Genomic DNA, 21,611 nt, shown 5'->3' with positions numbered 1-21,611 from the left:
CTTTCCTATATTAGCAGCTATGCTCTCCAAAAAGACAAAATATGGTTTAAAGGCATTAACGTATCTGGCTTCGACAAAAAGTACGGAACCCGTTCAAATTGCAGAAATTGCAAAACACGAGAACATCTCGCAAAAGTTTTTGGAAAGTATACTGCTTACACTTCGCAGGAATGGTTTTTTAGGTTCGAAAAAAGGAAAGGGTGGTGGATATTATCTTATAAAGTCTCCCGATGAAATTCAGATGACTACCGTAATGCGCGTTTTGGAAGGCCCTATAGCCATGGTTCCCTGTGTTAGTTTGAATTTTTACGAAAAATGTGAGGATTGTCCCAATCAAGACCAATGTTCGGTAAATAAGCTAATGCTCAAGGTGCGTGATGCGAATCTTGAAGTTTATCGGAACAATACTTTAGCTGACCTTATTTCTTGATTTAGAATTCTTCAATTATAATTGACTTTACTTGAAATTTTTATAACGATAAGGTTTATATCAAGTTAATCTACTAAAACTATAGGATAAAAGTAATTTTATTGGACTTTTAACGATTCACTTTAATAAATAATTCTATTTTTGATTATCCTATTAAATCTATAGGAAAATAAAATTTATTATGATTGCAGACCAATTACTGATAAATAACAGAAAGACCAAAGATACTTTTGCAAAAGACAAAAGTTCAGAAAGCCCCAAGCGTAGTGTTGCCAAATCCATAAGCTGGCGAATAGTTGGAACATTTGATACCATCATCATATCATGGGTGGTTACCGGTACTTTATCACTTGCATTTTCCATTGGTTTAATAGAACTGGTTACCAAAATGGTACTCTACTTTTTTCACGAAAGACTATGGAACAGCATTGGTTGGGGTAAATAATGTTATGGTGATATGATAGTTTTAAAAGAAAAAATCCAAGACTTAAATCTACAATTTAGAGATGCCGAACCTAAAGAAATCATTTCTTGGGCCTTGGCCAATGCCACTACACCAGTGATTACTACTAATTTTCGTCCTTATGAGGTAACCATCCTTCATGCAATAACGAATGTGGATAATGCTATTCCTGTTATTTGGTGTGATACGGGATATAACACTCGGCCTACTTATAAGCACGCAGAAGAGTTGATTGATCGTTTAGGCTTGAACATTAGATTATATGTACCCAAACAAACATCGGCATACAGGGATGTGGTTATGGGTATTCCCCAAATCGATGATCCTGAACATGGAATATTTACTGAACAGGTAAAATTGGAACCTTTTAAAAGAGCAATGGCAGAACATAGGCCAGATGTTTGGTTCACGAATTTGAGAAAAGGGCAAACTGTACATCGGGATTCTTTGGATATCCTTAGTCTGAGCAATGATGGAACACTAAAAGTAAGCCCCTTTTACCACTGGAACGATGCACAATTGGACGCTTATCTTGAAACGCATCAGTTGCCGAACGAACATAATTACTTTGATCCCACCAAAGTTCTCGAAAACAGAGAATGTGGATTACATACTTAACCCATTAAAAAAAGCATTTTGAATACACTTCTAGAAGAAATAGAAGCGCTAAACATTAGTGCGGATTCCCAAAAGTTACAGACAAATGCACTGGAGCACGAAGCAATTTACATATTTAGGGAAGTGGCGGCCCAGTTTGAAAAACCTGTGCTCTTGTTTTCAGGGGGCAAGGATTCCATTACCTTGGTCAGGCTGGCCCAAAAAGCATTTTGGCCGGCGAAAATCCCATTTCCATTGTTGCACATAGACACAGGGCATAACTTTCCCGAAACCATTGAGTTCCGAGACAGATTGGCGGAAGAATTAGGAGTGGACCTGATTATAAGAAACGTTCAAGATTCCATAGACCAAGGAAAAGTGGTTGAAGAAACTGGTAAATATGCCAGTAGAAACTCATTGCAAACAACTACACTTTTAGATGCGATCGAGGAATTTAAATTTGATGCCTGTATTGGAGGCGCTAGAAGGGATGAAGAAAAAGCCAGGGCAAAAGAGCGTATTTTTTCGGTTAGGGATGATTTTGGACAATGGGATGAAAAGAATCAACGTCCAGAATTATTCGATATGCTGAACGGTCAGATTGAAATGGGACAGAACGTAAGGGTATTCCCAATAAGTAACTGGACGGAACTTGACGTGTGGAGCTATATCCAAAAAGAAAATATTGAAATACCTTCCATCTACTTTGCACATCCAAGAAACGTTTTCTTTAGAGATGGATTGATTTGGTCTGCAGAAGACGAAGTTGTCTTTAGGGTAGAAGATGAAACTGTAGAAGAACGTATGGTTCGGTTTAGGACCGTGGGCGATATGTCCTGTACAGCAGCAGTAGAATCCTATGCCGATACCATTGATAAGGTAGTAGCGGAAATCCGTGATTCCAAAATATCGGAACGGGGTGCAAGAATAGATGACAAGCGTTCCGAAGCAGCAATGGAGAAACGCAAACAACAAGGATATTTTTAAAAATAGTTGAACGTTTATTGTTCATGGTTGATGGTAGATTTGACATAACAGATATTCATCAACGAACAACCAATAACTAAAAAAATGGAAGTACTGAAGATAGCAACGGCAGGAAGCGTAGATGATGGTAAAAGTACATTGATCGGGCGACTACTTTACGATACCAAATCGTTGACCGATGATAAATTGGAAGCCATTAGAAAAAGTAGCAAGCAACGAGGGTATGATTATTTGGATTTTTCCTTGGCCACCGATGGTCTGGTCGCAGAACGTGAACAAGGAATTACGATAGACGTGGCCCATATTTATTTTTCCACTCCAAAAAAGAGCTACATCATTGCCGATACCCCAGGTCACGTGGAGTATACCAGAAACATGGTCACTGGTGCTTCAACCTCTCAAGTAGCGATAATATTGATTGATGCTAGAAAAGGCGTGATAGAGCAGACGTACCGTCATTTTTTTATCAATAATCTGCTACGTGTTAAAAATGTGATTGTGGCCATCAATAAAATGGATTTGGTTGATTATTCAGAAGACGTATTCGAAAATATCAAGTCAGATTTTGAAAAACTGAATGCCAATAGTACATATGCAGAACAGCAGTTGAGCTATATTCCTGTAAGTGCGCTCAAGGGCGATAATGTTGCGGAAAAAACCAACGCTATGCCTTGGTACAATGGAGAGACAATTCTTGAACATTTGGAAAATCTGGAAACTATCGATTTAAAAGATGAGGGATTTGTCCGCTTACCGGTTCAAACAGTAATTCGGCCAAAGACTCAGGATTTTCATGATTTCAGGGGATTTGCAGGTAAAATATATGGGGGAAATCTCAAGGTAGGGGATGAGGTAACCATTTTACCATCCCTGACCAAATCAAAAATTAAGGAAATCTACTTTTACGATAAGACTTTTGACGAAGCAGGAGCGGGCAGTTCGGTAACCGTTACATTGGAGAACGAGATTAATATTACTCGTGGCGATATGCTGGTAAAATCAGGTGAACTTCCAGAAGTAAAAAAAGAGATAGAAGCAACAGTGTGTTGGATGGACAATAAACAGCTTAGGGCCGGTACAAGGTATGTTGTACAGCACAATACCAATAAAGTGCTTTCAAAAGTCACATCTATCAAGAATGTTATTGCTACCGATTACTCGGGAAGTAAGCTTTCAGAAGGCAAATTGGAGTTGAACGAAATAGGAGAAGTGGAAATAAAGTTAAGTAAACCAATTTTTTACGACTCATTTGTGGAAAATAAATCCAATGGTTCCTTTATTTTAATCGATGAACAAACAAATACCACTGCTGGTGTAGGTTTTATCAACTAAAAAGAATATCCCATTATTTATGAATCATGAATCTATCAAACTAAAAATACTTTATATAAATAACCTATTAAATCTATAGGATTAATAAAATATTGTATAGTGTTTTAATCTAGATTCAAGAAGCGAAAAAAGATGCAAAGTTTTAGAACAGAAATAGAAAATCCAGTCGTTGAAAAAGATATTATCGAACTGGATAAAAAAATCAGACAGTTCAAGGAAGGTAAGGTTGATGAAGAAAAATTCAGAAGCCTTCGTCTGGCAAGGGGCGTTTATGGCCAACGCCAACCCGGCGTACAGATGGTACGTATCAAATTGCCCTACGGAAAAGTAACTTCCAATCAACTACTTCGCATATGTGATGTGTCCGATGAATACTCACGAGGACGTTTGCACATCACCACGCGCCAAGACATACAGATACATTATGTGGACTTGGAGCGAACCCCAGAACTATGGGCACAATTGGAAAGAGACGATGTTACACTTCGTGAGGCCTGTGGGAATACTGTTAGAAATGTTACGGCCAGCGAAACAGCGGGAATAGATGTTCATGAACCATTTGATGTTTCTCCTTATGCCCATGCGCTTTTTCAATATTTCTTAAGAAACCCGATAGGTCAGGAAATGGGTAGGAAATTTAAGGTTTCTTTTTCGGCTAATGATTCCGATACAGGTCTTTCGTACATGCATGACTTGGGCTTTATCGCAAAAATAAAAAATGGGGAAAGAGGCTTTAAAGTAATGCTGGCAGGTGGGCTAGGTTCTCAGCCACGGCACGCGGACGTATTATTCGAATTCTTGCCATCAAACAAGATAATTCCGTTAATGGAGAGTGTAATCCGTGTTTTTGATAGATATGGAGAGCGTAAGAGCCGAGCCAAAGCTAGAATGAAATTTTTACTGAAAGATTTAGGACTCGATGGATTCAAAGAACTTTTGGAAAAAGAACAACTAGCAGTTCCGCACCAATCATATCCCATAGATTTCGAAAAGTACCCAAAACCAGTAGTTGCCCAAACTAAAGTGCCACTAGTTGAAATAGAAAACCAAGAAGAATTTGAACAATGGAAATCCACTAATCTCATACCACAAAAACAAGAAGGATATGTTGCAATTGGAATAAAAGTCTTGTTGGGTGATTTTTATACGACTGACGCTAGAAAACTTGCGGATTTAGTACAGAATTTTGCTGCAGGTGAAATTAGGTTGTCGCTCAGACAAAACATTTTGATTCCTTATGTAAAAGAAGAATCCGTTCCATTTTTCTACACAGAACTGAAAAAACTTGGTTTTGTAGAAGCTGGCTACAATAAAGCTTTGGATATCACTGCTTGCCCAGGCACGGATACTTGTAATCTGGGAATAGCCAGTAGTACAGGAATTGCTGCCGAATTGGAGCGCGTGATAAAAGCAGAATATCCAGAGTATATCAATAACCCCGACGTTGTTATTAAAATAAGCGGATGCATGAATGCCTGTGGACAGCACAATATGGCCAATATCGGGTTTCAGGGAATGTCCATACGTACCAAGGATAAATTGGTGGCTCCAGCTTTACAGGTTTTATTGGGCGGAGGAAATTTTGGTAACGGAAATGGCAGATTTGCAGATAAAGTGGTGAAAATTCCGAGTAAAAGAGGACCACAAGCATTACGATTGATTTTAGACGATTTTAATAAAAACGGTAATGGAATATCTTTTGCAGATTACTATCAAGAAAAAGGCGAGCACTATTTTTACGAATTTTTGAAACCGTTGACCAACATCGAAAATTTGACCCAAGACGATTTTATCGATTGGGGCAATGCGGAAAAGTACAAGAAAGAAATAGGCGTTGGCGAATGTGCAGGAGTGATCGTGGATTTGGTGGCAACACTTTTTTATGAGAGTCAGGAGAAAATTGAAAATGCCGAAGAAGCCCTGAAGCAAGAAAAATGGGCCGCCAGTATTTACTATTCCTATCAATCTATAGTTAACTCTGCAAAAGCACTTCTTACGTCTGAAAAGGTGAAGACGAATACCCAAGCTTCAATAATCAAGGATTTTGACAGACTTTTTGTGGAACCGGGAAAAATCAGCTTCGCTAAAAGTTTTGAAGAAGTGGCATTACAATTGAATCAAAATAGGCCATCAAAAGAATTTGCGGCTAGTTACATAGAAGATGCAAAAACTGTTTTAGAGCGATTGGAGAACCATAGAAAACTAGAATTGACCAATGCATAGACCAAAACTTACCGTAGTCGGAGCTGGCCCTGGTGATATCGATTTAATAACCCTAAAAGGAATTAAAGCATTACAGGATGCCAATGTTGTTCTTTACGATGCTTTAGTAGATACTGCATTATTGGAATATGCCTCAAAAGCAGAAAAAATCTTTGTGGGCAAACGAAAAGGATGTTACGCCTATCAACAAGAACAGATTAATGAACTGATTGTACAACGTGCATACGATAAAGGACATGTGGTACGCCTAAAAGGAGGAGACCCTTTCGTTTTTGGAAGGGGTGCCGAGGAGATGGAATATGCTGCAAAGCATGGACTTGAGACCGCTATAGTTCCCGGAATTTCCTCATCGGTATCCGTACCCGCTTCTCAAAACATACCAGTGACCAAAAGAGGTGCATCCGAAAGTTTTTGGGTGATCACGGGAACAACCAAGGAACATAAGCTGTCCAACGATGTGGCCCTTGCCGCAAAGTCCAGTGCTACGGTTGTTATATTAATGGGCATGTCCAAGTTGAAGGAGATCATGGATTTGTTTCGGTTAGAAGGAAAGTCCAATACGCCCGTGGCCATTATTCAAAACGGTACAACAGAAAACGAAAAAATAGGGATTGGTACTGTTGCTTCAATTGAGAACAAGGCAAAGGAGCAGCAGTTATCCAATCCTGCAATTATTATTATTGGAGAGGTGGTAAATCACAGACAAAAAGTGTTGGAAATACAAAAGGAGTATAATCAGAAAACATTGGTTTTATTAGAAAAAGAAATACTATGATAAAGACAGATATATTGATAATCGGAGCCGGCCCTACTGGACTGTTCACGGTATTCGAGGCAGGTTTGTTAAAATTGAAAACCCATTTAATAGATGCACTTCCCCAACCTGGAGGTCAGTGTTCAGAAATTTACCCTAAAAAACCTATTTATGATATTCCTGCATATCCTGAGATTTTAGCGGGGGATTTAGTAGATAGGCTCTTGGAACAGATTAAACCCTTTGAGCCCGGCTTTACGTTGGGAGAGCGTGCAGAGACTTTGGATAAACTGGAAGATGGTTCCTTTGTGGTCACTACAAATAAAGGTACCCAACATCATGCCCCCGTTGTGGTAATAGCAGGTGGATTGGGCTCATTTGAACCGCGTAAACCACAATTGGAAAATATTGCCCAATATGAAGATAAGGGGGTTTCCTATATGATAAAGGACCCAGAGATTTATCGAAATAAAAAAGTGGTCATTGCTGGTGGTGGAGATTCCGCATTGGATTGGTCCATTTATTTGGCAGATGTTGCCGCTGAGGTATCATTGGTACATAGAAGAAATGAATTTAGGGGAGCTTTGGATTCAGTGGAGAAAGCATCGGAATTGGCCAAATTGGGGAAAATCAAACTATTCACTGAAGCTCAGGTAACAGCATTGCATGGCAACAACGATTTGAGCGGCGTAGTTATAAAGCATAACAACAAAGAAAAGGAAGATACGTATTTGGAAGCAGATAACTTCATTCCATTGTTCGGACTTTCTCCAAAACTAGGACCTATTGGAAGTTGGGGATTAGAGATAGAGAAAAACGCGATTAAGGTCAACAATTCCAAAGACTATCAAACCAATATTCCGGGTGTATTTGCTATAGGCGATGTCAATACCTATGAAGGGAAACTGAAATTGATTCTTTCCGGTTTTCATGAAGCTGCGGTAATGTGCCAGTACGCATACCAAATCATTAATCCAAATAAGCGCTTCGTAATGAAATATACTACCGTTGGTGGTGTTGAAGGTTTTGATGGTTCTAAAAAAGAAGCGAAGAAAGAAGTAGTACAGAGTATCATTTAGGAAGTTACAAGTTTCTATTTGAGTTAGCGAAAAGCCTCCATTTGGAGGCTTTTTTTAAACCATTTTTTGGTTTAGAACGTTTTGTGATGTTTCTTTGCTTACAGTTCATTAAAAAATTGAAATTGTTATCAAGAAAGGTGGAGGGAATAGACCCTGTGAAACCTTAGCAACCCTTAGTTTATTCCAATGCCCATTGGGAACTATGAAGGTGCTACGTTCTACCCGCTAAAGTGGGGAGATAACCGAATAAAGACAACAGGTCTACCCTTATTCATTTTTCTTGATTTAAAATATACCTTACAAATAAGGTAACTAACATATGGTCAAAATAGAAGAACTTTTACAAGAAAAAATCTTGGTGTTGGATGGTGCCACGGGTACCATGTTACAACGCTATAAATTCACCGAAGTTGATTTTAGAGGAGAACGTTTTAAAGATTGGGAGCATCCATTACAGGGAAACAATGATTTATTGTCGCTGACACAGCCAGAAGCGATTGCCGAAGTACACCGTAAATATTTTGCGGCTGGTGCAGACATAGTGGAGACCAATACCTTTTCTGGTACCACTATCGCCATGGCCGATTACCATATGGAAGGGTTAGTGTATGAGTTAAATTATGAATCGGCACGTATAGCGAAAAAAGTAGCGGATGAGTTTACTGCCAAAGAACCAAATAAGCCTCGTTTTGTTGCTGGCAGTATTGGTCCTACCAATAAAACGGCAAGTATGTCGCCAGATGTCAACGATCCTGGGTTTCGAGGGGTTTCCTTTGAAGAATTACGAATAGCTTACAAACAACAGGTAGAAGCTTTATTGGATGGTGGTGCGGATATCTTGTTGGTAGAGACCATCTTTGATACGCTTAATGCCAAAGCCGCCCTATTCGCTATTGAAGAAGTAAAAGACGAACGTCATATAGAAGTCCCAATAATGGTAAGTGGTACGATAACCGATGCTTCGGGCCGAACCCTATCTGGACAGACTGCAGAAGCATTTTTGATATCCATATCCCACATCCCTATACTATCAGTCGGATTTAACTGTGCTTTGGGAGCAAAACAATTGGTACCACATTTGGAAGTCATTTCCGCAAAATCTGAACATGCCATTAGTGCACACCCAAATGCAGGTTTGCCAAATGCCTTTGGGGAATATGACGAAACACCGGAGCAAATGGCCATACAGATTAAAGAATATGTAGAAAAAGGTTTGGTAAATATTGTAGGCGGCTGTTGCGGGACAACGCCAGAACATATCACTGCGATTGCCAATTTGGTCAAAGATTATGAACCTCGAAAACTTGTTGTTCCTGTATAGTCAGGAATCCAGCTATGGACGTTAATAAGCAAAAATATTTGAAGCTGAGCGGTCTTGAGCCTTTAGTTATAACTCCCGAAAGCAACTTCATCAACGTAGGTGAACGTACGAATGTAGCGGGTTCTAAGAAGTTTCTTCGTTTGATAAAAGAAGAAAAATTCGATGAGGCATTGGAAGTTGCGCGACACCAAGTTGAAGGTGGCGCCCAAATCATCGATATCAATATGGACGATGGCTTGATCGATGGCAAAGAAGCTATGGTCAGGTTTCTGAATTTAATTGTTGCCGAACCGGATATCGCAAGAGTTCCCATTATGATCGATAGTTCTAAGTGGGAAATCATTGAAGCGGGTCTGCAAGTTGTACAGGGTAAATGTGTTGTGAATTCAATCAGCCTAAAAGAAGGTGAAACGGAATTTATCCGTCAGGCTAAATTGATTAAACGCTATGGAGCAGCGGTTATCGTAATGGCCTTTGATGAAATAGGGCAAGCCGATACATTGGAGCGCCGCAAAGAAATTGCAGAACGCTCGTATCGCGTATTGGTTGACAAAGTTGGTTTTCCAGCAGAAGATATCATTTTTGATCTCAATATCTTTCCTGTTGCTACGGGAATGGATGAGCATAGATTGAATGCTCTGGACTTCATAGAAGGTACGCGTTGGGTTCGTGAAAATCTTCCATATTGCAGTGTTAGTGGAGGTGTGAGCAACGTTTCATTTTCGTTTAGGGGAAATAACCCAGTGCGAGAGGCGATGCATTCCGTATTTCTGTACCACGCTATAAAAGCTGGAATGAATATGGGAATTGTCAACCCAACTATGCTGGAAGTTTACGATGACATTCCGAAGGATTTATTGGAACATGTTGAAGATGTAATATTAAACCGTAGGGATGATGCTACGGAAAGATTGCTCGATTTTGCGGAATCGGTCGTTGGAAAAGCTAAAGAAAGCAAAGTCGATTTGTCTTGGCGCGAAGAGCCGTTGCAAAACCGTATCACTCGTGCTTTGGTAAAAGGTATTGATCAATATATTGAAGAGGATGTAGAGCTGGCGCGTCAAAGTGTTTCCAAACCCATTGAAGTTATTGAAGGCCATTTGATGACCGGAATGAATGTAGTTGGTGACCTCTTTGGTAGTGGAAAAATGTTCCTTCCCCAAGTAGTAAAGTCTGCGCGGGTCATGAAAAAGGCGGTAGCATATTTACTTCCCTTTATAGAAGAAGAGAAATTAAAAAACCCCCAAGAAGGGAACTCCAATAACGCAGGAAAAATCCTTATGGCTACTGTTAAAGGCGATGTCCATGATATTGGAAAGAACATTGTGAGTGTAGTTTTGGCCTGTAATAATTATGAAATTGTTGATTTAGGGGTTATGGTTCCCCCCGAAAAAATAATCAATGCTGCTATAGAACATAATGTAGATGTAATCGGTTTGAGTGGATTGATAACACCTTCCCTAGATGAAATGGTGTTTTTGGCCAAAGAAATGGAACGGCAAAACTTTGAAGTTCCTCTCTTGATTGGAGGGGCCACAACAAGCAAGGCACATACAGCTGTCAAAATTGATCCCCAATACAGTAATACGGTAGTTCATGTGAACGATGCTTCCAGAGCGGTAACCGTTGTTGGCGATTTACTTCAAAAGGAAACTTCTGATGGCTACAAAAATGGTATCAAACTAGATTACGAAGAATTCCGTGATAAGTTTTTGAGTCGAACCAAGAAAAAAGAATATAAAACGATTGAAGCTGCAAGAGCAAATAAGTTTCAAATTGATTGGAGCAGCGCCGAAATCGTAAAACCCAATCGATTAGGGGTTCAAATCATTGAGGATTTGGAATTGGAAAAATTGTTGGATTTTATAGATTGGACACCCTTTTTCAGAAGTTGGGACCTACACGGTAAATATCCAGATATCCTTACGGATAAAGTCGTAGGAGAACAAGCAACCGAGCTCTTCGCGGATGCTCAGATCATGCTCAAAAAAGTGCTGGCCGAAAAACAATTAAAGGCCAAGGCAGTTTTCGGCCTATTTGAAGCAAATACAGCAAACCATGACGATATAGAAGTTCTTTGTTCTCCCCACGAGGGGGAGATGTCCGAAGGACAGAGGGGGATTTTCAGAACCCTTCGTCAACAATTACAGCGACGAGAAGGTGTTCCTGATTATGCCTTAGCAGATTTTATTGCTCCAAAAGAGAGTGGAAAACAGGATTATATTGGTTGTTTCTGTGTCACCACTGGATTCGGTACGGCAGAATTAGCTGCGCAATATGAAAAGAACCTTGACGATTATAGCTCTATTATGATCAAAGCAATAGCAGACCGCTTAGCGGAAGCCTTTGCAGAATATTTACATAGAGAAGTACGAACAAAACACTGGGGCTACGCTGTAAATGAAACCTTATCCAACGAAGATCTGATTGAAGAAAAATATTGGGGTATTCGTCCAGCTCCGGGTTATCCTGCATGTCCTGACCATTTAGAAAAACTCACTATTTGGAAGCTCTTGAAGGTAGAAGAGAATATTGGGGTAAAACTCACAGAAAGTTTGGCCATGTGGCCTGCAGCAAGTGTTAGCGGATATTATTTTGGAAATCCAGAGGCGAAGTACTTTGGACTCGGAAAAATAAAGGAAGATCAAGTAGCTGATTTTGCTCAACGAAAAGGAATTAAACTGGAAAAGGCCAAAAAGTGGTTAGCTCCTAATTTAGTTGATGAATAGCATCGTTGATAGTTATTGGCTTATGGTTGTCAGCTTAATTAAAAAGCAACCAATAACGAATAACAAAAAACAAACGACGAAACAACGAATAACGAAATGAAAGTAACAGACCATATAAAAAAAGCAAAAGGAGAAACACTTTTCAGTTTTGAGATTATTCCTCCAGTAAAAGGAAAAAGTATTCAGGAGTTATACAATAACATTGACCCGCTGATGGAATTTAATCCACCTTTTATAGATGTGACAACTTCACGTGAAGAGTATGTTTATATTGATCGTGACGGCCTTCTGGACAAAAAACTAACTAGAATGCGCCCTGGTACACTGGGTATTTGTGCCTCTATAACCCATAAGTACAATGTTGATACTGTACCTCACGTACTTTGTGGAGGATTTACCAAAGAGGAAACAGAATATCTTCTAGTCGACTGTCATTATTTGGGGATTGATAATGTTATGGCACTGCGTGGTGATGCCATGCGCGAAGAAAAATATTTTGAACCCACAAAGGGAGGCCATCCTTATGCATCAAGTTTGGTAAAACAGATACAAGAACTCAATTGTGGTAATTATTTACACGAGGTTATCGAGACGGATAACTGTGCCGATTTTTGTATTGGCGTGGCTGGTTATCCTGAAAAACATATGGAAGCACCTTCCTTAAAATCTGATTTAAAACGGTTAAAAGAAAAAGTAGATTTAGGTGCCGATTATGTAGTTACCCAAATGTTCTTCGATAATAAAAAGTACTTCGAATTTGTTGATGCAGCAAGGGATATGGGGATTCATATTCCCATAATACCTGGAATAAAACCTTTGGCCGTAAAAAGACATTTACAATTGTTGCCACAGGTTTTCCGAGTGGATATTCCAGAAGATTTGGTCGATGCTGTTGAGAATTGTAAAAACAACAAAGAGGTTAGACAGGTAGGAGTGGAATGGTGCATTCAACAATCAAAAGAATTAAAGAATGCCAATGTACCTGTACTGCACTATTACTCTATGGGAAAATCAGATAATATCAAGGCGATTGCAGCGGCGATATTTTAATTTCCTACTTTAGCGGCCAATGAAGCGCCTACTTTATTTCTTTTTGTTGCTTTGCTACAGCTATGGATTTTCCCAAGAGGAAAAAGAGCCAAAGAAATTTGTACTGGATGCCAGTCAATTCTATGGTTCCATTCTCCTACATAATCCGGACATCTCCCATTTGATTACTGAACATCCAGGAGGTATCATTTTAGGTTTCAATAGAAAAAGGTATGGAGCAGAGGCTTGGGAAGCGGAGTACGGCTATCCAGATACGGGTTTCTCTTTTGTGTATCAGGATACCAATAATCCAACATTGGGGAATCATTTTGGACTGTATGCCCATTACAATATTTATTTTTTAAAACGTAATCTACAACTTCGAGTAGGTCAGGGTTTGGCTTATAACACTAATCCTTATGATAAAAATGACAACTTTAGGAACAATGCCTATGGTTCCCATATTTTGGCCTCGACCTTGGCCATGCTCAATTATCATAAGGAGAATCTTATAGCTGGTCTGGGTTTTAAAGCAGGCATCTCGTTAATACACTATTCCAATGCCAATTTCAAAGCGCCCAATACATCCACCAATACAATGGCATTCAATTTTGGTCTGACGTATGATTTAAATGCAAAAGAATCATTCGAATTCATTGAGCCTGAAACAAATGAAAAGATAACGGAACCTATTCGTTATAACCTTGCTTTTAGGACAGGTGCCAATACTAGTGATGTCATTAATTCTGGTCGCTATGGATTTTGGATGCTTTCTGCCTATGCCGATAAACGATTGGGAAGAAAAAGTGCGATACAATTTGGAACAGATATATTTTTCTCCAATTTTTTAAAGGAATTGATTCGATATCAATCCATTTCGTTTCCTGAGCTTGATGTTGCTCCCGATACGGACTATAAACGTGTTGGACTTTTCTTGGGGCACGAACTGTTCGTAAATAAATTGAGTGTGGTCGCGCAATTGGGGTATTATGTGTACTACCCCTTTGATTTTGAAGGAAGATTATATAACCGTATTGGGTTAAAACGATATTTTGGTAATAAGGTCTTTGGAGCCATAACGCTAAAATCGCATGCTGCAAAAGCGGAAACTGTTGAGTTTGGAGTTGGAATTAGATTATAGAAGAAAGATGTTGGATATAAGATTTTTAAATATGGGTAGTATATTTCTCGGGAATACTGCTCGTAGATTTTTTTTCTTCGTTCTCTTTTCTTTATTGATATCATGCAATGGTGAAAACACCCCTGACTGTTTTCAGAATGCGGGTGATTTGATTCGTGAGTCTGTTGAGGTCCCAGATTTTTTGAATATCACAGTGTTTGAAAACATCAATTTGGTGCTAAAGCAAGGAGAAGAACAAGTAGTTGAGATTGAAACAGGAGAATTTCTCAGAAACGAAGTGTCCGCTGTTGTGGAGGGCAATCGACTTGTTGTGCGAAACGAGAATGGCTGCAACTTTTTTAGGGAGTATGGCTTAACTACAATCTATGTAACATCACCAAATATTGAAGAGATACGAAGCAGTACGGGACTATTAATCTCCAGTGAAGGAATATTGAATTATCCCAATATTTCCTTAATATCTGAAAGTTTTACCGATCCGGAAGCTGAGACAACGGATGGCTCTTTTGATCTGGACGTGAATTCTGAAATTGTTCGAATTACAACGAATGGTATAGCTTATTTTAAACTAGGTGGAACTACAAACAATTTAAGTATAACTATCGCCGCAGGGGACTCCAGAATTGAAGCTGAAAATTTAGTTGCTCAAAATGTGAATATTAATCATAGGGGCTCCAATGATGTCTTCGTAAATCCGCAGCAACGCATAAGCGGGGTAATAAGAAGTGTAGGGGATGTAATTAGCAGCAATCGCCCACCAGAGGTCGAAGTGGAAGAAATTTTTAATGGTCGAATGATTTTTAGGGATTGATAGCATAGCGATGATACCATGAACGTACTTGCATACCTTCAAAATTTATTTCAGTCATCACCAAAGACTAAATTTATAAAAGAACTTAAGGGATTAGACTTGGCAGATGCGATTTGCCATAACCTAATGGTTGAAAAACGAATCCCTGGAATGGCCATTACCATAAAAAGACAAGGAAAAATTGTACTTGAAAAAGGATATGGTCATGCCGATTTGGAAAAAAAGATAAAAGTAAACCCTGCAAAAACACTATTTCGTATCGCAAGTATCTCAAAGTGTATCACCGGAATTGCTCTTGCAAAGATGGTCGAGGAAGAAATGGTAGAACTTGATGCATCCTTTTATGAGTATGTTCCCAATTATCCAAAAAAGAAATACGATTTCACCTTACGCCAATTGGCAAGTCACACGGCCGGAATAAGAGGATATCGTGGTAAAGAGTTTGCACTGAACAAACCTTATTCCATAGAGGAAAGTGTTGAGATATTCCAAAACGACCCATTGGTTTTTAGACCGGGAAAAGGATACTTGTACAACAGTTTTGATTTCGTTTTACTGTCCCTCGCCATGCAAGAAGCTAGTGGAATTCCTTTTGAAACATATGTCAAGACGAAAGTCTTGGAACCTTTGGGAATGATGGCTACAATACCAGAAAAAGTCACTTCAGCTTCGCTCAGTAATCAAGAATTGGTAGGTGAGCGTAGCCAAACATACACCAGAACCAAAATGGGTTTTAAAAAAGCTGTTCCAGTAAATAACTTTTATAAACTGGCAGGAGGTGGATATTTATCAACTAGCAGCGATATTGCTAAACTGGGACAAGCTATTATGGAAAAGAAATTGATACAACCTGAAACGTTAAAAGATATTTTGACGGCACAGACCATAAATGGAAAATCGACTTATTATGGTTTGGGATTTCAAGTGAGTCAAGATGATTTAGGGAGAGACTTTGTGGGACATGTTGGCAACAGCGTTGGTGCCTATTCCAATTTCTTCGTATACCCTAATGAGGAAATCGTGATTTCCATTCTAATAAACTGTACCGACCCCAAAGTGCAAAACGATTTGGATACCGTGTCTAGTACTCAATTAAGTAGTTTTTAGGAAAAAGAGACTTTTTGACAAATACTACCAAAAAGAACCAAGATACTTTTGATGTAAAAATATTTTCCAATGAAAAAATTAAGTTTCATTTTATCTTTTGTATCGATTTTCCTTTTTATGGTAAAGGTAAACGCTCAAGAAATCACTACGTTTACGGGGTTTTGGGGGGCTGAATACTATCAAGATGACAAAGAGTTGTCCAAAAAAGAGTTTAAGAGTCTACTTTATACCAATAATGAGGCGGCTATCTATTGGAAAAAAGCTGAAACAAATGAGACTATTGGATACGTAGCACTTTTAGCTCAACTGGGTCTTGCAATATGGACGGGCGCAGAATTGGCGAAAGACGATGGTAACTCATTAGAACCGGCTTTAGGTTCTTTAGGCTTTGGAATACTGGGTAGTCTCTTTTTACATTTTTCCAACCAAAATGCTAAAAAAGCCATATTGACCTATAACAAGCAATTCGATAATAAGACTACTTTTAGATTGGTGCCCACTAGTAACAGGAACGGCATTGGCTTGGCTTTAAAGTTTTGAAACTTTAAAGTGAATGATACCATTTTATTGCTCAGAAATTTTTAAAACTTTTACGAACTAATGGACGACTTGTTGTATTACAAGTTCATGTTCATCTGCAAATTTTCTACAAAGCGCTAAAGTGTCCTTTACATCATTAATTGTTGTTCTTGGGTTGATAAGGCACATTCTCAGAACAACTTGGCCATGTAACAATGTAGTTGCCAAAAGCGCTTCCCTTGACGCAATAACTTTCTCTGAAATATATTGATTCAAGGCATCCAATTCTTTTTGAGAATACTTTTTCCCGATAGGATTGTACCTAAAGTTAATGATGGCCATGGTAGCAGGGAAAACCACTTCCCATGTTTTACTGGCCCTGAGAACTTTTTCCACTGCTTCGGCCAAATCTATATTATAGGTGATAGCTTCCCTAAACTGTTTTAAGCCAAATGTCTTTATGGACATATAAAATTTTAACGCCCTAAACCTTCTGGTCAATTGAATACCGTGGTCGTAAAAGTTGATTTCTGATGTATTCCCTTCGATATCCCTTAGGTATTCTGGTTTTTCCGTGAAGGTATGGCTTAGGTGTTTATGGTTTCGTACCAAAAGACAGCCCATTTCATAAGGCTGGAAAAACCATTTGTGTGGATCTACGGTCAATGAATCTGCTTTTTCAATTCCCTTCATCAACTGCTTGCCTTTTTTGGACAATATGGCCGCTGCACCGTAAGCTCCATCAATATGAAACCAGATGTCCTCTTTTTTGCAAATTTTCGCTAACTCTTGTAACTGGTCCACAGTACCCGTATTTGTAGTGCCCGAAGTCGCTATCAAACAAAAAGGTTGAAGTCCTTTTAACCGATCCTTTGCAATACAGTTTTTAAGTTTGTTAATGGAAAATTTGAACTCAATATCCGTAGGAATGATTCGGATTTGTTCTTTCTTAAATCCTAGTACCCTGATTGCCTTAATATTGGATGAATGTGCTTGATCGGATAGGTAAATCATCGCTTTCGAAAAATCCTCCCCACATTTAATTCTTCGCGCCGTTGTCAGTGCCGTTAAGTTTGCCATGGAACCTCCACTTGTAAAAATACCACCACCCTTTTTCTGTGGAAGGCCAAACATTTTTAAGAGCCACTGTATGGTTATGATTTCCAATTCCGCTGCCGCTGGCGATGCGGCCCATCCACCAGAAAAGATATTATAGCCTGTAGCAAGGGCATCGGCCATAACACTTACAAAGTTGCTTGGTCCGGGAACAAATGCATACGTTCTAGGATGGGATAAGTTGGTGCTTTTTGTCATCACTTCCTCAAGTACAAAATTGAGTACATCGATAGGCTCCATACCTTTTTCTGGAGCCTCTTCCAAGAATAGGGAATCCATCTCTTCCCTAGAACCCATGGCTACAGGCAATTCACTGTTTTGTGTTTGAAAATGCTTAATTATGGCCTCTGTAACTTGATGGCCATAGATTTTCATTTGTTCATCTGACAACTCTAAATTGGCAAGGTTCTTTTTCATGTATCAAATTAATATAGAAGTGCAAAAATACCGATTTGAATACTGGAATAACATGATGTTTGAGGTAAAATAATAGTAGAAAAAGTTGTATTGTATATATCTAAGGAAAACAATTTACCGAATTGCTTCACTACGTTAAATGCATTAAATTTATCCTTCAAGTTTTATGGTCAATGTACAGGTATTTTTTAATCATAGTCTTAATTATCAATGTCCTAAGGGTTTCGGCACAACATGCAGTTTCTGGTTTTGTTGACCTGGAACATCCTGAAGAATGGGAAACGGATGTACGATTGAGCAAATTGTCTATCGATAATCTGAAAGGAGAAAATAACGGAACTCCAGTTGCTATTGCCAGAATCAACGAAGACGGCTCATTTGCTTTTAATAAGAAATACATATCCGATTCGGATCATCTGTATCGACTGTCCATTGACCGTATCAAAAAGGTAATGAACGATTCAATAAAGACCGAAGTGGATTTTATCCATTCCAATACAGGTTTTATACGGTTTAAAAAGAGTAAGGCCTTGTTCACCAGTTTTACAACAACCAACAAAGCACAACTGGAATGGGAAAAATTACAGCAGTTCGAAGCGGATTTGTCGGGTCAATATAATTCAGAAGATGAAAGTATAGCATCGCATAAAGGATTTGTAAAAGACTCCCTTCAAATTTTATTGGTCAAATTAATTGGAATAAAGCAACTGGAAAATAAAAAACTACTTGACAAGGATATCGCTGAAAATGAGCTATACTATTTGAGTTTACTTTCAGAACTGAAAGAAAGTGACTTAAACCCTTCATCATACCTCTTTTTGGAAAAGAAGTTGGCTTACCTCAACAATGTTGCTTTGGAAAAAGAACTACAACAAAGTAGATGGATGAATCTTGGACTGTTCGTACTCGTACTTGTTTTGGGCTTCGTCACCTTAAGAGTGAAAAGAAAAAAACAAACTGTGGTTGTCCCTGATTTGAGTAAACAGGAAACCACTATTCAAAATCTGATTCTTCAAGGAAAAAGTAATAAAGAGATTGCCAATGAACTTTTTATCAGTCTAAGTACGGTAAAGACCCATATCACCAATATTTACAATAAACTAAACGTGGCCAATAGACAGGAGTTATTACAAAAGAGTACGGGTGCTAGTACCTAAATCAGACCTGTTTTTCTTCATTCCCACGATACCCAGATATTACTTTGTTTCAAAATTTAGACGTTTTGAAGCATTTGTATTTTCTTATTTTTTGTTTTTCGATTTCCGCTATTTTTGGACAAGATCAATTTTCGTTACAAGGTAATGTGGTCGATGAGCATGGAAACCAGGTTGCGGTCGGGGATGTACTCGTTTATGATGAAAGCCAAGAAAACCTAATTCAATATACACAATTGTATGATGGTAGATTTACTTTCAATACCATTTTAGGGAACAGTTATTATTTAAGAATATCAGCCTTAGGGTTTCAAGATTACGAAAAGCCCTTTCTTCTCGATAAGAATATTGAGTTGGAAATTACTTTAATGGAAAGTGCCGAACAATTGGAAGAAGTTGAAGTCATAGCTGCTAAAAATCCAATAACAAATAATAATGGGAATCTAAAAATTGATGTTCAAAACCCTGTATTCTCCTCTATTCCCGACCCGTTGGATGTATTGGCCAAGTTGCCCAACGTTCAGATTGCGGCAGATAGAGAATCCATTTCAATTGTTGGGAAGGGAAATCCATTGATTTATATGGGAGGTCAACACATCACTTTTGAAGAATTGACCGCGCTTTCGGTGGATACCATTGAAAGTATTGAGTTGATTGCTAACCCCTCGGCAAAATATGAAGCAGAAGGAAGGGCTGTACTGTTGGTTACCAGAAAGAGAAATTCAGGTGAAGGTGTAAGAATGAACGTTAGCGAGACGGCTTCGTTTCGAAGGAATTTTAATAACTACTTGAATGCTAATGGAAGTTATTCTAATGGAAACTGGACGATCCAGGGGAATTTTGCCTACAATGATCTGGGACAATGGGAAAGCCATACGTTTGCTTTCGGTATCCCGGAAAGAGATGTGTTTTCAGACTATATTGTTTTGATAGATTTGAATGAACGTGTAGAGACAAATGGTGGGTTGGGTTTTTTCTATCCTTTAAAAGGAAATGACTATTTTTCTTTCAACACTACCTTTAGAAGGCAAACCAATGAAGCACCCATTGGAACAGAAACCTTTATACGGGATAATACCCGTGAGGACAACGTTACCTCAAATTCAAATAATGATAATACTAAGGACTATTTCAGTGGCAATGCCAACTTCAATAAAAAGATAGGAACCGATTTAAATCTTTTCACGGGTTTTCAATATTCCTCTTATAAGCAGACTTTGGACACAGAAATCTCGAATAATTTTAACGAGAATGGATTTAACTTGGACCAAACTCGAAATCAATTATATGAAATAAATTCGGCGGCATTTAGGTTGGACTTTACGTATGATTTTTCAAAAAACATAAAATGGGAATTTGGGACCAACCTTAATGAAGCATGGGCAGATGCGTTTACTGATATACAGGAAATAACAGATAATACAAATACGATTTTAGACTTTGATTATAAAGAAAGCCTGTATTCGGGGTATACTTCCCTATCAGGCAACCTTAAAAAAGGAATGGACTATAGCCTAGGATTGCGAGTAGAGTACAATCAGGTCCAAGGGCTATTGGAAGCGGAGTCGTCTCCACTCATTGAACGGGAAAACACCAATCTCTTCCCCAAAGCTGGTTTTAATGTTAAGTTGGATAGTACCAAGACAGTATCGGTAAATTACGCGAGAAGTGTTACAAGGCCAAATTTTTCAAGGACAAGTTCCATTACGGTATTCATCAATCCTTTTTTGGAGGGTGCGAACAATGTAAATCTATTGCCAACTTTTACGAATGAGTTTTCTGCCAATTTTCAATGGAAGAACAAATCGATCAATGCAACATATTATCGAAATACGAACCCTGTAAATTATACGATACGTTATGATGAAACATTGGGCAGGGCAATTTTTTCACCTACGAATCTAGAAAAGGAATCAGGTTTTACGATTGGATTGACCTTGCCTTATTCCCATAAGAAATGGACTTCTACAAATACCATCAGTCTTAATTATAATAAGATTGAAGACAGTACTGCAACATTGGGCAGCACTAGCCCATACATCTATGCATATTCCAATCAACAGTTTAAAATAAAAAAAGATATTACCATAGCTTTTGGCGGATGGTTACTCACAGAACGCCAAGAAGGTATTTTTGAACGTAACAGCATGCTGGTCTTGGATGCGACCCTTACAAAAACCTTTTTTGACAAATTACAATGTACTATCCGTTTGAACGATATTACAAAGGCAATGAATTTTGAGGAAAGCTATGACATCAATGGTGTTCAGGCAGAAGGGGTCTACTTTGTGGATGCACAAGAAGTTGCTTTCTCGATAAAATATGATTTAGGAAATTCTAAAAAAGCTAAATTCAAAAATAGGAATGTAGACGAAAATTTGGAAAGAATAAAATAACGGGAA

General features: G+C 38.6%; 18 protein-coding genes and 1 riboswitch. Of the genes, 17 read left to right on the top strand and 1 reads right to left on the bottom strand.

The window, feature by feature from the left end; translation table 11 throughout:
* The first annotated feature begins 19 nt into the window (after window positions 1–19).
* From LV716_RS03490 to LV716_RS03420, 15 genes are all read left to right on the top strand, one after another.
* Window positions 20–430 carry an Rrf2 family transcriptional regulator gene (locus LV716_RS03490; RefSeq protein WP_163416403.1) on the top strand — a complete coding sequence of 137 codons (411 nt, stop codon included), beginning with the start codon at window positions 20–22 and terminating at the stop codon, window positions 428–430.
* Window positions 431–611: 181 nt separating this feature from the next.
* On the top strand, window positions 612–875 hold the full coding sequence (locus LV716_RS03485; protein ID WP_163416402.1) for a DUF2061 domain-containing protein: 264 nt from the start codon (window positions 612–614) through the stop codon (window positions 873–875).
* A 12-nt stretch (window positions 876–887) separates the two neighbouring features.
* Complete coding sequence (locus LV716_RS03480) at window positions 888–1,511, top strand: phosphoadenosine phosphosulfate reductase family protein (protein WP_163416401.1); 624 nt, start codon at window positions 888–890, stop codon at window positions 1,509–1,511.
* 54 nt (window positions 1,512–1,565) lie between these two features.
* Entirely contained in the window at window positions 1,566–2,477 is a 912-nt protein-coding gene (gene cysD, locus LV716_RS03475; RefSeq protein WP_163417859.1) for a sulfate adenylyltransferase subunit CysD, read from the top strand.
* Between the two features lie 84 nt (window positions 2,478–2,561).
* Window positions 2,562–3,809 (top strand): sulfate adenylyltransferase subunit 1, encoded by a 1,248-nt coding sequence (locus LV716_RS03470; RefSeq protein ID WP_163416400.1) that lies wholly within the window; start codon window positions 2,562–2,564, stop codon window positions 3,807–3,809.
* A 132-nt stretch (window positions 3,810–3,941) separates the two neighbouring features.
* A complete protein-coding gene (locus LV716_RS03465) occupies window positions 3,942–6,032 on the top strand; it encodes a HEPN domain-containing protein (RefSeq protein ID WP_163416399.1) in 2,091 nt (696 codons plus the stop codon).
* Window positions 6,025–6,807, top strand: a complete 783-nt coding sequence (gene cobA, locus LV716_RS03460) for a uroporphyrinogen-III C-methyltransferase (RefSeq protein WP_163416398.1) — start codon at window positions 6,025–6,027, stop codon at window positions 6,805–6,807. The genes LV716_RS03465 and cobA overlap by 8 nt, the downstream gene beginning before the upstream one ends.
* The gene (locus LV716_RS03455; protein ID WP_163416397.1) at window positions 6,804–7,865 is read left to right on the top strand and encodes an NAD(P)/FAD-dependent oxidoreductase; all 1,062 of its coding nucleotides are present in this window, start codon (window positions 6,804–6,806) and stop codon (window positions 7,863–7,865) included. The genes cobA and LV716_RS03455 overlap by 4 nt, the downstream gene beginning before the upstream one ends.
* A gap of 122 nt (window positions 7,866–7,987) precedes the next feature.
* A riboswitch (SAM riboswitch) is annotated at window positions 7,988–8,110 on the top strand.
* Between the two features lie 74 nt (window positions 8,111–8,184).
* Complete coding sequence (locus LV716_RS03450; RefSeq protein WP_163416396.1) at window positions 8,185–9,186, top strand: homocysteine S-methyltransferase family protein; 1,002 nt, start codon at window positions 8,185–8,187, stop codon at window positions 9,184–9,186.
* A gap of 14 nt (window positions 9,187–9,200) precedes the next feature.
* Entirely contained in the window at window positions 9,201–11,915 is a 2,715-nt protein-coding gene (gene metH, locus LV716_RS03445) for a methionine synthase (protein WP_163416395.1), read from the top strand.
* 96 nt (window positions 11,916–12,011) lie between these two features.
* Window positions 12,012–12,965, top strand: coding sequence for a methylenetetrahydrofolate reductase [NAD(P)H] (metF, locus tag LV716_RS03440; protein ID WP_163416394.1), 954 nt, complete (start codon window positions 12,012–12,014; stop codon window positions 12,963–12,965).
* 19 nt (window positions 12,966–12,984) lie between these two features.
* Window positions 12,985–14,085, top strand: a complete 1,101-nt coding sequence (locus LV716_RS03435; RefSeq protein ID WP_163416393.1) for an acyloxyacyl hydrolase — start codon at window positions 12,985–12,987, stop codon at window positions 14,083–14,085.
* 31 nt (window positions 14,086–14,116) lie between these two features.
* The gene (locus tag LV716_RS03430) at window positions 14,117–14,896 is read left to right on the top strand and encodes a head GIN domain-containing protein (RefSeq protein ID WP_163416392.1); all 780 of its coding nucleotides are present in this window, start codon (window positions 14,117–14,119) and stop codon (window positions 14,894–14,896) included.
* Window positions 14,897–14,914: 18 nt separating this feature from the next.
* Window positions 14,915–16,003 (top strand): serine hydrolase, encoded by a 1,089-nt coding sequence (locus LV716_RS03425; protein ID WP_163416391.1) that lies wholly within the window; start codon window positions 14,915–14,917, stop codon window positions 16,001–16,003.
* A 69-nt stretch (window positions 16,004–16,072) separates the two neighbouring features.
* Window positions 16,073–16,543, top strand: a complete 471-nt coding sequence (locus LV716_RS03420) for a hypothetical protein (protein WP_163416390.1) — start codon at window positions 16,073–16,075, stop codon at window positions 16,541–16,543.
* A gap of 57 nt (window positions 16,544–16,600) precedes the next feature.
* Here the strand turns inward: LV716_RS03420 and LV716_RS03415 are convergent, their stop codons facing one another.
* Window positions 16,601–18,055 carry an aminotransferase class V-fold PLP-dependent enzyme gene (locus LV716_RS03415; protein ID WP_163416389.1) on the bottom strand — a complete coding sequence of 485 codons (1,455 nt, stop codon included), beginning with the start codon at window positions 18,053–18,055 and terminating at the stop codon, window positions 16,601–16,603.
* Between the two features lie 173 nt (window positions 18,056–18,228).
* Between LV716_RS03415 and LV716_RS18495 the strand changes: the two genes are divergently transcribed.
* Window positions 18,229–19,212: a response regulator transcription factor gene (locus tag LV716_RS18495; protein ID WP_305070345.1), complete on the top strand. Its 984-nt coding sequence runs from the start codon at window positions 18,229–18,231 to the stop codon at window positions 19,210–19,212.
* A gap of 65 nt (window positions 19,213–19,277) precedes the next feature.
* Window positions 19,278–21,605: an outer membrane beta-barrel family protein gene (locus tag LV716_RS03405; RefSeq protein WP_163416388.1), complete on the top strand. Its 2,328-nt coding sequence runs from the start codon at window positions 19,278–19,280 to the stop codon at window positions 21,603–21,605.
* Window positions 21,606–21,611: the final 6 nt, after the last annotated feature.

Origin of the sequence: Flagellimonas sp. HMM57 (assembly GCF_021390175.1) — a bacterium.
In the GTDB taxonomy this organism is placed as follows: domain Bacteria; phylum Bacteroidota; class Bacteroidia; order Flavobacteriales; family Flavobacteriaceae; genus Flagellimonas.
This window is presented reverse-complemented; position numbering and strand designations above follow the sequence as displayed.

What these genes read in the sequence shown, in the direction of transcription:
- LV716_RS03490 (WP_163416403.1), top strand. Translation starts at nt 20, where the DNA reads ATGCTCTCCAAAAAGACAAAATATGGTTTAAAGGCATTAACGTATCTG.
- LV716_RS03485 (WP_163416402.1), top strand. Translation starts at nt 612, where the DNA reads ATGATTGCAGACCAATTACTGATAAATAACAGAAAGACCAAAGATACT.
- LV716_RS03480 (WP_163416401.1), top strand. Translation starts at nt 888, where the DNA reads ATGATAGTTTTAAAAGAAAAAATCCAAGACTTAAATCTACAATTTAGA.
- LV716_RS03470 (WP_163416400.1), top strand. Translation starts at nt 2,562, where the DNA reads ATGGAAGTACTGAAGATAGCAACGGCAGGAAGCGTAGATGATGGTAAA.
- LV716_RS03465 (WP_163416399.1), top strand. Translation starts at nt 3,942, where the DNA reads ATGCAAAGTTTTAGAACAGAAATAGAAAATCCAGTCGTTGAAAAAGAT.
- cobA (WP_163416398.1), top strand. Translation starts at nt 6,025, where the DNA reads ATGCATAGACCAAAACTTACCGTAGTCGGAGCTGGCCCTGGTGATATC.
- LV716_RS03455 (WP_163416397.1), top strand. Translation starts at nt 6,804, where the DNA reads ATGATAAAGACAGATATATTGATAATCGGAGCCGGCCCTACTGGACTG.
- LV716_RS03450 (WP_163416396.1), top strand. Translation starts at nt 8,185, where the DNA reads ATGGTCAAAATAGAAGAACTTTTACAAGAAAAAATCTTGGTGTTGGAT.
- metH (WP_163416395.1), top strand. Translation starts at nt 9,201, where the DNA reads ATGGACGTTAATAAGCAAAAATATTTGAAGCTGAGCGGTCTTGAGCCT.
- metF (WP_163416394.1), top strand. Translation starts at nt 12,012, where the DNA reads ATGAAAGTAACAGACCATATAAAAAAAGCAAAAGGAGAAACACTTTTC.
- LV716_RS03435 (WP_163416393.1), top strand. Translation starts at nt 12,985, where the DNA reads ATGAAGCGCCTACTTTATTTCTTTTTGTTGCTTTGCTACAGCTATGGA.
- LV716_RS03430 (WP_163416392.1), top strand. Translation starts at nt 14,117, where the DNA reads ATGGGTAGTATATTTCTCGGGAATACTGCTCGTAGATTTTTTTTCTTC.
- LV716_RS03425 (WP_163416391.1), top strand. Translation starts at nt 14,915, where the DNA reads ATGAACGTACTTGCATACCTTCAAAATTTATTTCAGTCATCACCAAAG.
- LV716_RS03420 (WP_163416390.1), top strand. Translation starts at nt 16,073, where the DNA reads ATGAAAAAATTAAGTTTCATTTTATCTTTTGTATCGATTTTCCTTTTT.
- LV716_RS03415 (WP_163416389.1), bottom strand. Translation starts at nt 18,055, where the DNA reads ATGAAAAAGAACCTTGCCAATTTAGAGTTGTCAGATGAACAAATGAAA.
- LV716_RS18495 (WP_305070345.1), top strand. Translation starts at nt 18,229, where the DNA reads ATGTACAGGTATTTTTTAATCATAGTCTTAATTATCAATGTCCTAAGG.